The sequence below is a fragment of the Scytonema sp. PCC 10023 genome (assembly GCF_963920835.1).
Lineage (GTDB): Bacteria > Cyanobacteriota > Cyanobacteriia > Cyanobacteriales > Nostocaceae > Kalymmatonema.
Genome location: NZ_CAWUDP010000007.1, coordinates 159,390 through 171,851 on the forward strand (window position 1 = coordinate 159,390; position 12,462 = coordinate 171,851).

The 12,462-nt window shown below is 42.5% G+C and carries 19 protein-coding genes; 9 read left to right on the plus strand and 10 right to left on the minus strand.

Translation table 11 applies throughout. The annotated features are described in order from the left end of the window. Positions 1 to 61 precede the first annotated feature (61 nt). A complete protein-coding gene (locus ACM0OZ_RS06825; RefSeq protein WP_414582040.1) occupies positions 62 to 322 on the plus strand; it encodes a hypothetical protein in 261 nt (86 codons plus the stop codon). Between the two features lie 478 nt (positions 323 to 800). On the opposite strand, the gene ACM0OZ_RS06830 is transcribed toward ACM0OZ_RS06825, so the two are convergent. Continuing rightward, positions 801 to 1,430 carry a hypothetical protein gene (locus ACM0OZ_RS06830; protein ID WP_414582041.1) on the minus strand — a complete coding sequence of 210 codons (630 nt, stop codon included), beginning with the start codon at positions 1,428 to 1,430 and terminating at the stop codon, positions 801 to 803. 425 nt (positions 1,431 to 1,855) lie between these two features. Beyond that, positions 1,856 to 2,182, minus strand: a complete 327-nt coding sequence (locus tag ACM0OZ_RS06835) for a YbjQ family protein (protein ID WP_414582042.1) — start codon at positions 2,180 to 2,182, stop codon at positions 1,856 to 1,858. Positions 2,183 to 2,439: 257 nt separating this feature from the next. Between ACM0OZ_RS06835 and ACM0OZ_RS06840 the strand changes: the two genes are divergently transcribed. Beyond that, positions 2,440 to 3,123 (plus strand): tetratricopeptide repeat protein, encoded by a 684-nt coding sequence (locus ACM0OZ_RS06840; RefSeq protein ID WP_414582043.1) that lies wholly within the window; start codon positions 2,440 to 2,442, stop codon positions 3,121 to 3,123. A 2-nt stretch (positions 3,124 to 3,125) separates the two neighbouring features. Here ACM0OZ_RS06840 and ACM0OZ_RS06845 read toward each other — a convergent pair whose 3' ends face one another. The 3 genes from ACM0OZ_RS06845 to ACM0OZ_RS06855 all read right to left on the minus strand — a co-directional run bounded on the left by ACM0OZ_RS06845 (position 3,126) and on the right by ACM0OZ_RS06855 (position 5,042). Beyond that, positions 3,126 to 3,977, minus strand: a complete 852-nt coding sequence (locus tag ACM0OZ_RS06845) for an ABC transporter ATP-binding protein (RefSeq protein WP_414582044.1) — start codon at positions 3,975 to 3,977, stop codon at positions 3,126 to 3,128. A 319-nt stretch (positions 3,978 to 4,296) separates the two neighbouring features. Continuing rightward, on the minus strand, positions 4,297 to 4,467 hold the full coding sequence (locus tag ACM0OZ_RS06850) for a hypothetical protein (RefSeq protein WP_414582045.1): 171 nt from the start codon (positions 4,465 to 4,467) through the stop codon (positions 4,297 to 4,299). A gap of 254 nt (positions 4,468 to 4,721) precedes the next feature. Further along, positions 4,722 to 5,042, minus strand: a complete 321-nt coding sequence (locus ACM0OZ_RS06855; protein WP_414582046.1) for a hypothetical protein — start codon at positions 5,040 to 5,042, stop codon at positions 4,722 to 4,724. Between the two features lie 48 nt (positions 5,043 to 5,090). Here ACM0OZ_RS06855 and ACM0OZ_RS06860 point away from each other — a divergent pair, with 48 nt between their 5' ends. The 3 genes from ACM0OZ_RS06860 to ACM0OZ_RS06870 all read left to right on the plus strand — a co-directional run bounded on the left by ACM0OZ_RS06860 (position 5,091) and on the right by ACM0OZ_RS06870 (position 6,517). After that, positions 5,091 to 5,255, plus strand: coding sequence for a hypothetical protein (locus ACM0OZ_RS06860; protein WP_414582047.1), 165 nt, complete (start codon positions 5,091 to 5,093; stop codon positions 5,253 to 5,255). A 661-nt stretch (positions 5,256 to 5,916) separates the two neighbouring features. After that, entirely contained in the window at positions 5,917 to 6,294 is a 378-nt protein-coding gene (locus ACM0OZ_RS06865) for a type II toxin-antitoxin system RelE family toxin (RefSeq protein ID WP_414582048.1), read from the plus strand. After that, complete coding sequence (locus ACM0OZ_RS06870; protein ID WP_414582050.1) at positions 6,272 to 6,517, plus strand: prevent-host-death protein; 246 nt, start codon at positions 6,272 to 6,274, stop codon at positions 6,515 to 6,517. Before ACM0OZ_RS06865 ends, ACM0OZ_RS06870 begins: the two co-directional genes overlap by 23 nt. Positions 6,518 to 6,531: 14 nt before the next feature. Here ACM0OZ_RS06870 and ACM0OZ_RS06875 read toward each other — a convergent pair whose 3' ends face one another. Further along, entirely contained in the window at positions 6,532 to 7,383 is an 852-nt protein-coding gene (locus ACM0OZ_RS06875) for a 3'(2'),5'-bisphosphate nucleotidase CysQ family protein (protein WP_414582052.1), read from the minus strand. A gap of 254 nt (positions 7,384 to 7,637) precedes the next feature. Between ACM0OZ_RS06875 and ACM0OZ_RS06880 the strand changes: the two genes are divergently transcribed. Further along, complete coding sequence (locus tag ACM0OZ_RS06880; RefSeq protein ID WP_414582053.1) at positions 7,638 to 8,048, plus strand: nuclear transport factor 2 family protein; 411 nt, start codon at positions 7,638 to 7,640, stop codon at positions 8,046 to 8,048. 30 nt (positions 8,049 to 8,078) lie between these two features. Here the strand turns inward: ACM0OZ_RS06880 and ACM0OZ_RS06885 are convergent, their stop codons facing one another. Next, positions 8,079 to 8,942 carry a sugar kinase gene (locus ACM0OZ_RS06885; protein WP_414582054.1) on the minus strand — a complete coding sequence of 288 codons (864 nt, stop codon included), beginning with the start codon at positions 8,940 to 8,942 and terminating at the stop codon, positions 8,079 to 8,081. A 128-nt stretch (positions 8,943 to 9,070) separates the two neighbouring features. On the opposite strand from ACM0OZ_RS06885, the gene rsmI reads away from it, so the two are divergent. Both rsmI and rpsU read left to right on the plus strand, forming a co-directional pair. Continuing rightward, positions 9,071 to 9,928 carry a 16S rRNA (cytidine(1402)-2'-O)-methyltransferase gene (gene rsmI / locus ACM0OZ_RS06890; protein WP_414582055.1) on the plus strand — a complete coding sequence of 286 codons (858 nt, stop codon included), beginning with the start codon at positions 9,071 to 9,073 and terminating at the stop codon, positions 9,926 to 9,928. Between the two features lie 128 nt (positions 9,929 to 10,056). After that, positions 10,057 to 10,236 carry a 30S ribosomal protein S21 gene (gene rpsU, locus ACM0OZ_RS06895; protein ID WP_096561188.1) on the plus strand — a complete coding sequence of 60 codons (180 nt, stop codon included), beginning with the start codon at positions 10,057 to 10,059 and terminating at the stop codon, positions 10,234 to 10,236. Between the two features lie 140 nt (positions 10,237 to 10,376). Here the strand turns inward: rpsU and pth are convergent, their stop codons facing one another. The 3 genes from pth to psbH all read right to left on the minus strand — a co-directional run bounded on the left by pth (position 10,377) and on the right by psbH (position 11,691). Beyond that, the gene (gene pth, locus ACM0OZ_RS06900) at positions 10,377 to 11,015 is read right to left on the minus strand and encodes an aminoacyl-tRNA hydrolase (protein ID WP_414582056.1); all 639 of its coding nucleotides are present in this window, start codon (positions 11,013 to 11,015) and stop codon (positions 10,377 to 10,379) included. Positions 11,016 to 11,027: 12 nt separating this feature from the next. After that, positions 11,028 to 11,300, minus strand: coding sequence for a TatA/E family twin arginine-targeting protein translocase (locus ACM0OZ_RS06905; RefSeq protein WP_041034563.1), 273 nt, complete (start codon positions 11,298 to 11,300; stop codon positions 11,028 to 11,030). A 184-nt stretch (positions 11,301 to 11,484) separates the two neighbouring features. After that, positions 11,485 to 11,691 carry a photosystem II reaction center phosphoprotein PsbH gene (gene psbH, locus ACM0OZ_RS06910; RefSeq protein WP_069350974.1) on the minus strand — a complete coding sequence of 69 codons (207 nt, stop codon included), beginning with the start codon at positions 11,689 to 11,691 and terminating at the stop codon, positions 11,485 to 11,487. An 83-nt stretch (positions 11,692 to 11,774) separates the two neighbouring features. Here psbH and psbN point away from each other — a divergent pair, with 83 nt between their 5' ends. Beyond that, positions 11,775 to 11,906, plus strand: coding sequence for a photosystem II reaction center protein PsbN (gene psbN / locus ACM0OZ_RS06915; RefSeq protein ID WP_071838312.1), 132 nt, complete (start codon positions 11,775 to 11,777; stop codon positions 11,904 to 11,906). Positions 11,907 to 12,462 lie beyond the last annotated feature (556 nt).

The following is a 12,462-nucleotide window of genomic DNA, read 5'->3' on the forward strand; positions in this document are numbered from 1 at the left end:
ATCTGTGATGAATCATCACCCGTTACAACTACTAAATTTGACTAAATTTTAGAGAAAAGTTATGGAGTTACCATCACAGCAACCAACAACACAATTTTTAACTCTAGAGGAGTCAGCAAAAGTAGATGCGGCTTTGCTTTCCTCACCGGAGAAATTTTTAACCAGATTAACAATCTCATCACTGCGGCTTTTGAAGCAAATTGCCCAAGACTATGAAGTGAAGATTGAAGATTTGACTTCCCAGCAGGTGATTGCTTGGTTTGAAAAAGATGGGAAGATTCGGCGAGAACAAGGAATTGAGGCAGCGTACTTGAAGTGGTAGTTAGTTGTAGAGACGCTTCAAACAGCGCGTCTCTACATTTGTTAGTTGTTACAAACTACCATGAATTGACACTCCCCGCCCTACAAGGGCGAGGATTCTTCATTCAACGTCACAACTTGCTTTTATAGGTTTTCACCTACAAAAGTATTGGTCACAACTCCTGAAGCGTTAATTCGGGAGTGCCCCTCCCTACTCGTTTTTTAGCTTGGCGCGTTATTTTTCCTTTAAGCTTTCACAAGCGCGGCTTAGCGTTAGCTTTGCTTACGTGATACTATTCTTATTTGTATCTATTCCGTTGCTTGCTTATACTTAAAAGCATTTGTTCTGTATTAAATAGTCTCACTCGGAAATCGTGTTTGTCAATAAAGCCGTCCTGGAAGGACGGGGTTTTAGACCCAAAATTTTGATAACAAAAAGGCACCTTCACTAAGGTGCTAGAAAAACAAGGTAGAGATATTTATTTTTTCTCAAGAAGTTTTTAGGCGCGATGGGTTGTGCGCGGACTGCGAGTTCCAGCAGCAGCTCCAATCATTGAAGCAAGTAAACCTAACAAAGAACCAAATACAAACCACCACAATCCCGAACGTACATTTGCTGCAATCTCACGAGCTTCTTGGGCAGTTACGTTGCGTGTGTTTTGCGGTATATTCACACCACCTTGCTGTTGCACTTGGTTAATAACTTCTCCGGCATTAGAAGCAGCAACACCAAAAGCACCTGATACTCCACTTGCTAATAGCCAAGAGCTTAACGCTAAAGTTGTTGCCCAAAGTATTGCGCCGTTAAGAAGAGCTGTATTGCGGTTCATCGGACCACAAGCACGAGCCATAACCCAAGCACCAGTAAATAGGGAAATCAACAAACCGATGGTTGACCAAATTCCCGCATTACCTGCAGCGTTAGGTGCAATTGTTCTGGGTGCACCTGAACCTTCAACAGTGCCTGCTGCGATCGCGCTAAACATGGCGCTCAAAATCAATTGAGTTGCTAGGGCAACCAACAAACCAGAAATAATCGGACCCCAGCGAACACGATCATGGTAATCACCTACTCGACCGATCACAGGTTCGGTAATCACTTCGTCACCTACTCGATTTGTGTATGACATAGACTATTTTCCCCTTACCACTTTAAAGTAAAGTTTTTTCTCAGGTATTGATGCTAATGCTTAAAATTAAATGGCTTGTGATGGTTTTAAATATCTATCAGTAGAAATAGTTAATAGCTCTATCTTTAGTCAGAAAAATTATCAGATTTTTCTAACATTTGTTTAAGTTTGATTAAGTATGAATAACTTAACAAAAAGGTAAATGATATCAAATTATTTCTTCTACGTTTATCTAAAAATAAGTTTAGCATAAATATTTTTTGATGAAAAGTTAATTATTCAATTAGAGTGCATAACCTCTGGAATGAATAGATATAAAAACAGTTATTGCTGAACAGTTACCATTAACAAGTTATTAATGAACAGATGATAATTAAGAACTAATAACTGTTAACTGATAACTGTTAACTGATAACTGTTAAGTACTAACGCAGTTTCACAGCAGTGCCTGTGGCAGTAATCAGCATGAGAACACCTGATTGGTCAACATTGATTGTGCCAGTATCGACTTCAATGCCAACCACAGCATCTGCTCCTAAACGTAATGCCCGTCGCTCTAATTCTTCTAAAGCCTTGCGCTGACCCTCCTCAAATAGGCGTTCGTAGCTACCCGTGCGTCCACCGATAACATCGCGGATGCTAGCAAAAAAATCTCGCAGGAAATTGCTACCATAGACCACTTCCGCCGTTACAATGCCTAAATATGACTGAATGATGGTTCCTTGAATCACATCGGTCGTAGTTAAAATCATACATTTGCCTCAAAAACATAACTGTCAGCTCATACTGCTGCTTGGATTTTCAAGCATCGAAGCAGATACCTGAAAAGCAGAGCATATGAAAAATGAATGCGAATTTACTGTAATTTCACAGAACAAAAGGAAATTTATCGTAAATATTTTGTAAAAGTAAACAAATAGAGTTTGCAAAACCAAATAGATCTGTTTTAATGGACAATCAGCCACGGAGATTGTGGGAAAAAGTTGCAGAAACTTTTAGGTAAATTACTGTGTACAATCGAACATCATTTATATTAAGTGTTCTCCTAGTAGGAAGCTTTGTAGCAACAATACCCTTGGTAGCTCAGGCTCAAGAAGCACTACCACAACAGCAAAGCAACCAGGAGTTAAAGGGACTTTTGGAGGAAGGGCGGAGGCTGGTAGATAGTGGTGATTACAATGGGGCGATCGCCATCTATCAAAGAGCTGCTGCTGTAGAACCAAAAAACGCCACGATTTATTCTGGGATTGGCTATCTCTACGCCCAACAAGGGAATTTTCCCGCAGCACTACAGGCGTACCGTCGTGCTGTTGCCCTTAATCCTAACAATAGCGATTATCAATATGCTTTGGGTTATGTCAGTGGCAATTTGGGAGATAACAGGAGCGCCAAGGAAGCCTACCGTCAAGCAATACAAGCTAACCGGAGTAATGTCAACGCTTATATAGGGTTGGCTACAGTTCTGTTGCGTTTAGGAGAGAACAACAATCTGAAATGGGCATACGAACAAGCTGTCAACCTTGACCCGAAAAATCCTCAAGTCTATGAGTTGCGGGGTAATATTTTAATGAAGCAGGGCAAATCAAAAGAAGCAATTACAGTGTTTCAACAAGCCCGGGATTTATACCAAAAGCAGGGTATGCAGGACGGCGTAGCAAGGGTAGAAGCCGTACTCCGAACTTTGAGGGGGTAAGATTAATCCAACTTGCGTCCTGTGAGTTCAACGAAAATATCTTCTAAGTTAGAGGGACGTACCATCATCCCTGTTTTATCATTTTGTTGATTTAAGTACAAATTTGCATCTTCCAAAGTGGGGAAAAAGAGATATTCCCAACGGTCTCCTGTTTGCTTCATGACCAAACCTTCGCCATGAGCGGAGCGCAACTCTTGTAGGGTGCCAAGAGAAATTAATCTACCACTATCCATAATGCCAATGCGATTACATAAATACTCCACCTCATCCATATAATGAGTTGTAAGCAGCATTGTCATCCCTTGCTTGTTCAAATCCCGAATAATTTCCCAAAGACGTCGCCTTGTTTGGGGGTCTAGTCCCACTGTTGGTTCATCTAGAAACAGAATTTGCGGTTGATGTAACAACGCTCTTGCTATCTGTAGCCGCCGCTTCATTCCCCCAGACAGGGTTTTTACCAAGTCATTGCGTTTGGTTGCGAGTTCAACGTACTCCAGCCATTGATGAATCAGCCGCTGTCGCCCAGGATTAGCAATGTGATGTAGCCTGCCGTGCAGCTCCATATTTTCCCACACGGTTAAATCGTCATCCACACTAATTTGCTGCAACACAACCCCAATATGCTGCTTTGCTAATATCGAATGCGACACTACATTATAGCCAGATACGTCTATCCGTCCCTGGGTTGGTTTCGTTAGCGTGGTCAACATCCGAATTGTCGTAGATTTCCCCGCACCATTCGGACCAAGTAAACCAAACATTTCTCCCGCATTGATTGTAAATGAGAGGTCATTGACCACGGGAACATTATTGTAAATCTTGTAAACGTTTTCTAGGTGAACAGCAACAGTCATGGATAGCTTGGCAAGATAGAACTTCATCGCCTGTTGTGACCATTGTGCCAGAAGAGAACGCTTTACTCTATTTATCTATATTTATTATCTATATTTATTTTTTGTAAAACAAACAAATCCCCTGCCCCTTATACTATTATGGGTATGGGGCAAGGGGGGTAACAAGTCACAAACATTTCAGAAAACCCCTCACATCAAGTTGTTAACTCACTATCGCAAAACTAACCAGGATATCCAAAGCCAAACTAAACACTGATTTCAGGTTATACTAAATAGGGTACTTCCTACACGTACTTTAATTGCTTTTGCCAATATATTTTCAATTGGAAGTCCCATCCTCACCACAAGAACTGCTATTCTTTGGTAAGGTCTGTACGGGCTGAGAGGGTTCAAGTAACTTGAGATGGTTTGTATGTGACGTTGATTCTACATGAGCAATGATGTCCCTAAGTCGATCATTGACTACTGTTGGTCGATGTTCTCTTTTCATACGTTCCACTCCTAAAATAGTAGATCACCCAACTGACAACAAACAGTGGAAACTTTAATTATATCTCAATTCAAGGTTTGGTTAAGGTACAGGTACAACAGAGCGATATTTTAGATCGCCCTACTTCATGATCTATCACCATCGCCTGCTTTAGCAATGACATCTGCAATACCATTTGCTTTTTCAAATGTTAAGAAAAATTGAGTTGTTTTATATATATATAAATATTATTACGTTTGAACAACGCATATACTCTATTTGATAGATGACACAAAGCCGAACTTATGCAGTATTAAGGGTGATGGTTTGCTATTAGCAAAATTGATAAATGGTTGAGTCGCCTCAAAAGTCGTCTTTTTCGAGACAAGACCGATGAAACGTACTATTTGATACTTGCCAGTTTCTACATTTTCTGGCGTCGCTTCTACACTATTAAGGCTGAGGCAGTTGACTGGTAGTTGGTGAGAAATGGCGTAAGCTGAAGAAAAAGCACCAATGCTGTCAGATGTGTTTTGTACTGCTGCAATGACATCTTTCTCGTCCCTAAAAATGACTGCTGACGGCGAATTCTTCAAATTACCAAGATAATGCTTCCGTTTTAGTAGATGTCACCGAGATTGGCGATGCTCCGGAGGAGCCGCCCAAAGGGCGATCGCCAACCTCGGATGGTTGCACCAGAGGCTAACCTGAGAACTGGTTTACCCCGCTTCCATGTCTTTCGTCAAGGTGAATTGTTGACACTCCTCAGCCGTCATGCTGAGGATTCTTGCTTCAACCGTCCTCCCTAGATACTTGAATCTTGCATTCAAGTATCCCCGTTTGGATACGTCCACTTTTCGCAAGGACTGCCCGACCGCGTTTGAAAAGATTTGTTCAATTACTTCTATCTCTTTCCTACAACAAGAGCACGAAGCTGAGCATTGTAGCTGGGGAGTACCCAATATTGCCTCACTAGAGCCTTTTAGACTACGGGCAATAGTATAATTTCATACTTTTAGCACGCTGTCAATAAAAAGCCGCCCTACAAGGGCGGGGCTTTAAACCCAAATTTTCGGTAAAATAACTCACTGATATCCAAGATGTGATTATTTAATTGTCTGTGGTGTTTCTCATTGGGCTGCAACTGGTTTATTAAGGACTCTTTGTTACTTCGTCCTGATGGGAAATCAGCAATTCTTGAGGAATTAAATCCACAGATAGAGTTTCGGATTTTAGAAAAGATTGGGAATGACTAACCAGCGGTAGATAGAATGACAGGGGTGCAAAGTTTAACGGTAGATAATTGATTTTGGGAATTTCATACAGAAGTGAGAAAAGTGGCAACTCAACTGATGGAGTGATTTCATCGAGTGATTTAAAGGTTAAATTAGTAGGGGGTATTACGATTTACCTTTGCCTGTTTACAATTTTTCCAAGTTAATAAAGAAGTATTTTTATTCTAATGGTTTGATGAATTCAATTCCCCCTGGGTTTCAACTTGAGCAAGCTGTCATTCTAGCGTTACTCGTAGCTAGAACGAGCTATGAAATCATTTTTTCACCAGAAGCCGTCGAAGACTTACGCACTTTAGAGCCAAATATTCGCTCGACAGTATGTGATGCTATAAAAGAATACCTGCGACATGAGCCGACCAAAACCAGAAAGAATCGGATAAAGCGTTTACGAGGGATGTCGCCGTCGCAGTTTCGGTTACGAGTGCATGACCTGTTTATTGTTTATGATGTTACAGAAACCACAATCGAAATTTTGGCAATTGTATTCAAATCTGAAGTAGAAGCTTGGTTAGAAAAGGTGGGGAAACGCGATGAAGAAAATAGCGCTTTCTGAAATTCAAAAGAATTTATCCAAGTATTTGCAGTCTGCTGGTGAGGAGGAAATTGTGATTATTCACAATGGCAAATCAGCAGGAATACTCATTGGTTTTCAATCAGAAGATGACTGGTTAGATTACTGTTTGGAAAACAACCCACGCTTCCTCTATAAAATTAAATCAGCTAGAAAAAGCCTTCAATCTGGGCAAGGAGTGAAACTGGAAGATATTGAGTTTTAAAATTTGCATAGCAATCAATTTTTCACCTCTTCCCACGCTTGCAAAATCCTTTCAGCTTCCTGACACAAAACCTCGTGATACTGACCGTTGCTCGCAAGCAAACCACCCCACTGATTGATATCACCAGTGTTATACTGCAACGGCGTACCATCAAAATGAGTGAACTTGCCACCAGCTTCTGTCAGAATCAGTTCTGGGGCAGCTATATCCCAATCTTTTGGGGCAGACTTACCAGAAAGAGAAATATAGACATCTGCTCGTTGTTCAACTATTGCAGCAATTTTGCCGCCTACACTGCCAACTGCTTTCTGATTTTGACATGGTAAGTGTTGTAGTAGGTAATTTAATCTTTGATTGCGGTGACTGCGACTGACAACTAAGGTTAAATCTTCGATACGTTCCCGTGATGACACTTGTAACGGTATTTTCCCATCACGGGTTTCCACAAAAGCACCGCCTCCCTTGATGGCATAGTACAACTTTTGAGCTTCAGGTACTGCTACTACAGCAAGCACTGGGCGTGTTTCTTGGACTAAGGCAATGTGAATTGCATACTCCCCAGTTTTTTCGATAAAGTCTCGCGTACCATCCAATGGATCAATGATCCACACCCATTCTTGGTTCGCTTGTTCGACTTTGTAAGTTTCTTCGCTAATGTAGGCAAAATCATCATGACCCAAAACCGCTTGCAGGTTATCTAAAATGTAATTATTGACATTTACATCTGCAATTGTGACAGGCTCATTCTGTTTATACTGCACTTCTAGATTGTAGTCGCCAGTCTGATGGTAGAAGGAGCGCAGTATATCTGTTGCTCCCCAACCTACGGAACGAGTTAATTCTAAGATTTTTTCTAAATCTTTCATTTATTGCCTTGTCCCTTTATATCCCTTGGGTGTCTAATTGGATGTAATGCCCCGTGTGGGGTGGTGTTCCAAATTGAGGAGTGTTGTACCGCACACTGCTATATCGAGATATGCACAGGAGGCTATCCCACGACTAGTAGGATAGCATGACAGGCAAGCGTGTTATATGAAACCGTTACTTAGGAAGCCACATTCCCAAAGGATGGCTCGACTGTACTCTGTTGGATAAATAGTTAAGCTCGAGAAAATTACCCATGAGAACACCAAAGCAAGTGATTAGTGCGTGGGTGGACGCTATGAACGTTCACGATGCAGACGCCGCAGCCGCACTTTACCACGAAGATGCTGTGAACATTCAGATTGCTATCGGGACTCCTCTTGAGGGAAAAAGCGCCATTCATAGGGATTTTGTCAACTTCTTCCGTTCAACACCAGACACTTACACCCACATTGAAAACTTATTTGAGGATGGAGAGTGGGCTATTCTTGAATGGTCTGGCGGTGGCACATTCGTTGGGGATGGAACGGAATTAGGCACAGTAGGTAAAAAGTACACTTTGAGAGGCTGTGGCTTCTTTCATGTCATAGATGAGAAAATCCGCTTTCAGCGTGGGTACTGGGACAAGCTTACCTGGTTTAAGCAAGTTGGACGAACAATAGACTGAAGACCTAACACTTCGTTTCAAGCGAAAAATTTACTGACGGGAATGCATCCAGCGGCGTGTGCCAAAAAATTGACAGGAAAAAGAAGCAATATGGGCAGCTTGCTCCAGTGCAGTGGGAAAACTTTCCCGTAAAATGTAATGACAAAAAGCACCGTGGAAAATATCTCCAGCCCCCAGTGTATCAACGGCTTGTACTGTCGGCACATCTATCACGCCAGGCTTACCGTGTTGGAGGTATCGAATGGGTTTTTCTCCATGAGTGATGGCAATGTGGGGAATACCAACTCGACTCAGATAGGTAAAAACTTCATCCTCAGTATGGCAGCTAGGGGGATAAAAATTAGCAGAACAAAGAGCGTAGTCTACAAAAGGTAAGACTTTGTCAAACCCGAGTTTCCAACTACCGCCATCGATAGCAACTGGGATATTCTTAGCTTTTGCGATTTGGGCAATTTGATTCCCAGCAGTCATCTGATGTCCATCAATCAAGACTATATCAACGTTTTGCAAAATGTCTGGCGGGACAGATTCGCTGCTTGCTTGAGTTTTGACGGCGTTGATGGAAATAACTGCCCGTTCACCAGTTGCTTGGGTGACAATAATAGAAGAAACTGGCGGCGCGTTTTGGGTAGTGGGGTTAAGATCAGTTATTGCGACTTTGTGATTTGCCAAATCTCCTTTAATTAGCTGCGTCATTGGGTGAGAACCTATGACACCCAAGACTGTAGCTTGATTGCCCAAATGACTGAAAGTGACAGCAGCGTTAGTTGCTGGACCACCTGCGGTTACAGTATAGTCAGCAGCGACTAGCTTCTGGTTATTTTTGGGGGGAGACTCAGCAAGGTAAATCAAGTCCAAGGTGACTAAACCGACAAATAGTCCATGTTTTTCCATTTCTGTGCAGTAGGCGAAACACCTGTCAAGACTGAATAATCTGTGGTTCCGAATAGTTAATACAGACTTTTGCAAAAAGTCTAATTTCTGGCGGGCAAGATGCCCACCCCACAAGATAATATTTATGCATGGACATAAAACCAGCAACACTCTATGTGGTAGGTACACCGATTGGCAATCTGGAAGATATGACATTCCGTGCCGTAAAAATTTTGCAAACAGTGGATGTCATCGCTGCGGAAGATACGCGCCACACGGGTAGACTACTACAACATTTTCAAATTAAAACGCCGCAGGTGAGTTACCACGAACATAACCGTAGCAGCCGCATCCCAGAGTTATTAGAACAACTGAGTAACGGCAAAGCAATTGCTTTAGTCACTGATGCAGGTGTACCAGGAATTTCTGATCCTGGATATGAACTGGTTAAAGTTTGTGTTGAGGCTGGTATACCAGTCGTGCCAATTCCTGGTGCCAATGCAGCAATTACGGCATTGAGTGCAGCAGGATTACCAACAGATCGATTTGTTTTTGAAGGATTTTTGCCAGCTAAAGGTCAACAAAGGCGATCGCATTTAGAATCCCTAGAAACAGAATCCCGCACACTCATTTTCTACGAGTCTCCCCACCGCTTGCGCGAAACTTTACAAGATTTCGCAGAAATTTTCGGCACTTCTCGCCAAATCGTCATAGCGCGGGAGTTAACTAAATTGTATGAGGAATTTTGGCGGGGAACAATTGAGAGTGCGATCGCTCACTACAGCCAACGCGAACCCCAAGGCGAATATACTTTACTCGTGGCGGGAACCCCACCGGCTCAACCGCAACTTAGCGAAGAAGAACTCAAAGCAGAGTTGCTAAAGATTATGAGTCAGGGAATATCGCGATCGCAGGCTAGCCGTCAGTTAGCAAAAATGACTTCGCTTCCCCGTCGTCAACTATATCAATTAGCGCTTGCAATCAAAATGGACCAACAGACTCAATAATCAATCGTCAAAAATTCTTATCCCCTACTTCCGCTACTGTCTCAGTTTTCTTAAGGGGAGTTTCGCCAATGTTAAGGCGGCACTACAATGGGAGATATTGATTATGAGGAACACGAGGAACAAGAAGAATGACCCAAGTGCTTTTAGGAGAAAATGAAGGCATTGATTCAGCTTTGCGTCGCTTTAAACGCCAAGTTTCCAAAGCTGGAATTTTAGCTGATGTAAAGTACCACAGGCATTTTGAAACACCACAAGAAAAGCGCAAACGCAAGGCAGTAGCAGCTAGACGCAAGCGACGTATGAAATAAAATAAGTCTTAACCCATTCGGTTGCTTAATACATTACTTAAGCAAAATAAATCGTACCCGTTGTTGGGGTACGATTTATTTTGGTTGCGGATGCGTAAAGTCAGAAAATTATGTATTTATACTTAATTCATAGACACAGTCTAAGACTCAGGACTATCAAAAGAGCGGCTGTTACAAACATTCATAGCCTTTTCTACTCCCTGCTTGAGACTCAGTTCTACACATTCCACGACAAACTGGAGGACAAGAGACATGACCTCATTTTCAGCAGCAGAAAATCGTCCTAGGACATGAGAAACGCTACCTGATTCCGAGGCGTTAGCTGCACCTTTTGGTTTGCCAATACCGATACGCAAACGAGGAAAGTTTTGCGTTCCAAGATGTGCGATCGCGCTTTTCATCCCGTTGTGTCCCCCAGCAGAACCAGACAAGCGCAGCCGAGTTTTTCCTAAGGGTAAATCCATTTCATCATAAATGACCAACACCAATTCAGGTTCTAACTTATACCAACTTGTCACGGATTGCATTGCTTGTCCGGAACGATTCATATAAGTCAATGGCTTCAGCAAGCGGATTTTATCTCCAGTAGCTGCGATTCCCTCGCCATACTCCCCTTGAAACTTACGATTTTCTGCTAAAGGAATCTTCCAACAACGAGATAGCGCGTCTACAGCAGCAAAACCGATATTGTGGCGAGTTTTGTCGTACTTGGGTTCTGGGTTCCCCAACCCAACTATTAGCTGGGGAATCACCATTTTTTTGGCAATAGCTTCCGTCATTTTGCCTTCAGTCTAGCTTTTTTGGGCGGAACTCGCAGTGTCTTGCGGCAACTGAGCTGCTTGTATTTCCTTGGTTTCTAGTTCAGCAGTTGTTTTCACAGCTTCTTGCAACTGAACTGCTTCTTTTTGAAACTCATTTTGAAACTCGTTAGAAGCTTGTTGAAAACTGCGAATTGCTTTTCCCAAACTGCGACCAACCTCGGGTAGCTTCTTAGGACCAAAGATTAACAGCGCTACCACAAATATTAAAGCCATTTCTGGTAAACCGATACCAAATACATTCATGTTTTTCTCCTGTAAACTCAAAACCGACTTAGAAACCTACATATGTAGTCTAATGAATCGTAAGCGGGTGGTGGGTAATCGGTAGTAGCGATAGTCGGATCACCAACAGCTAGCAGCGGACAAAAAAACCCGGGACGAACCGGGTGTGACGTAACTTGTTATGCAGGCTTTTCAACTTTAAACATCACTTACCGCCCAAAGTCCGCCAGTCAACAGAAACATCTTGGATGATCAGGGACTTGTTGTAGAGTTGCAGAATAATCAGCAGAAACACGAAAAATAGCAGCATAAAAACAGCCATTAGGGGCGTAGTACCCCAGCCCGGAGCTACTTTACCGTACTCAGAGTTCAAAGGTCTGAGGATATCTCCCAACCGCGTCCTTTGTGCCATAGTTCACCTAATATGAGTTGCCAAAGCATTTTTTAATCTTCTGTAATATTCTATAGGAATAAAACACATTATCTATACTTGTCATGGAACCCGCAATAGTTCTTAGCATTTCCGTCTGTGCTATTGTCATTACAATCACCGCGCTGTCCATCTACACCTCTTTTGGCCCTCCTAGCAAGGAATTGAGCGATCCCTTTGAAGACCACGAAGATTAAAATTAATAGGGGTGGTAGTTGCGCTCAATCGCAATTACCAACCCATAAGCGCAGGTGAAAGCTACCGATTTTCCCATTTATTGTAAAGATTTGTTGATTAGATGAGAATTTGGCAGCGTAACAAGTCTACCGACTCTCGTGAACCCGGTCAGCACTTGTCTATGTTGAGCTACTGGGTGACACTACGACGCAAGTCGCTGCTGTGACACGGTAGACTCCGCCTGTTCTTGGTTCTAAAAATCTTTTCGTTGGACTTCAAGTTCACGTGAATCAGGAAAGTCGGAGCATTGCGCCCAAACCCAAGGTTGAACAATTACGCTTGTCGAAACTTTCATTTCTTTGAGTTTCGCCAGCGCTGATTCTAATTGGGCTTGTTTGTTATTGTGTCTATCTGGTTGTCAATCCTCTACTCCTTTCCCGCCCAAAGATTACCGTAAGGTGTGCACCCGGTGCAGGGGAGAAGAAACGACATCGGTAATCTTACACTCAAAAAGGGGAGTAATAGTTGGTGAAAGTATAGGCAAATATTACATAGCCTTGGAAACCATTTCAGATT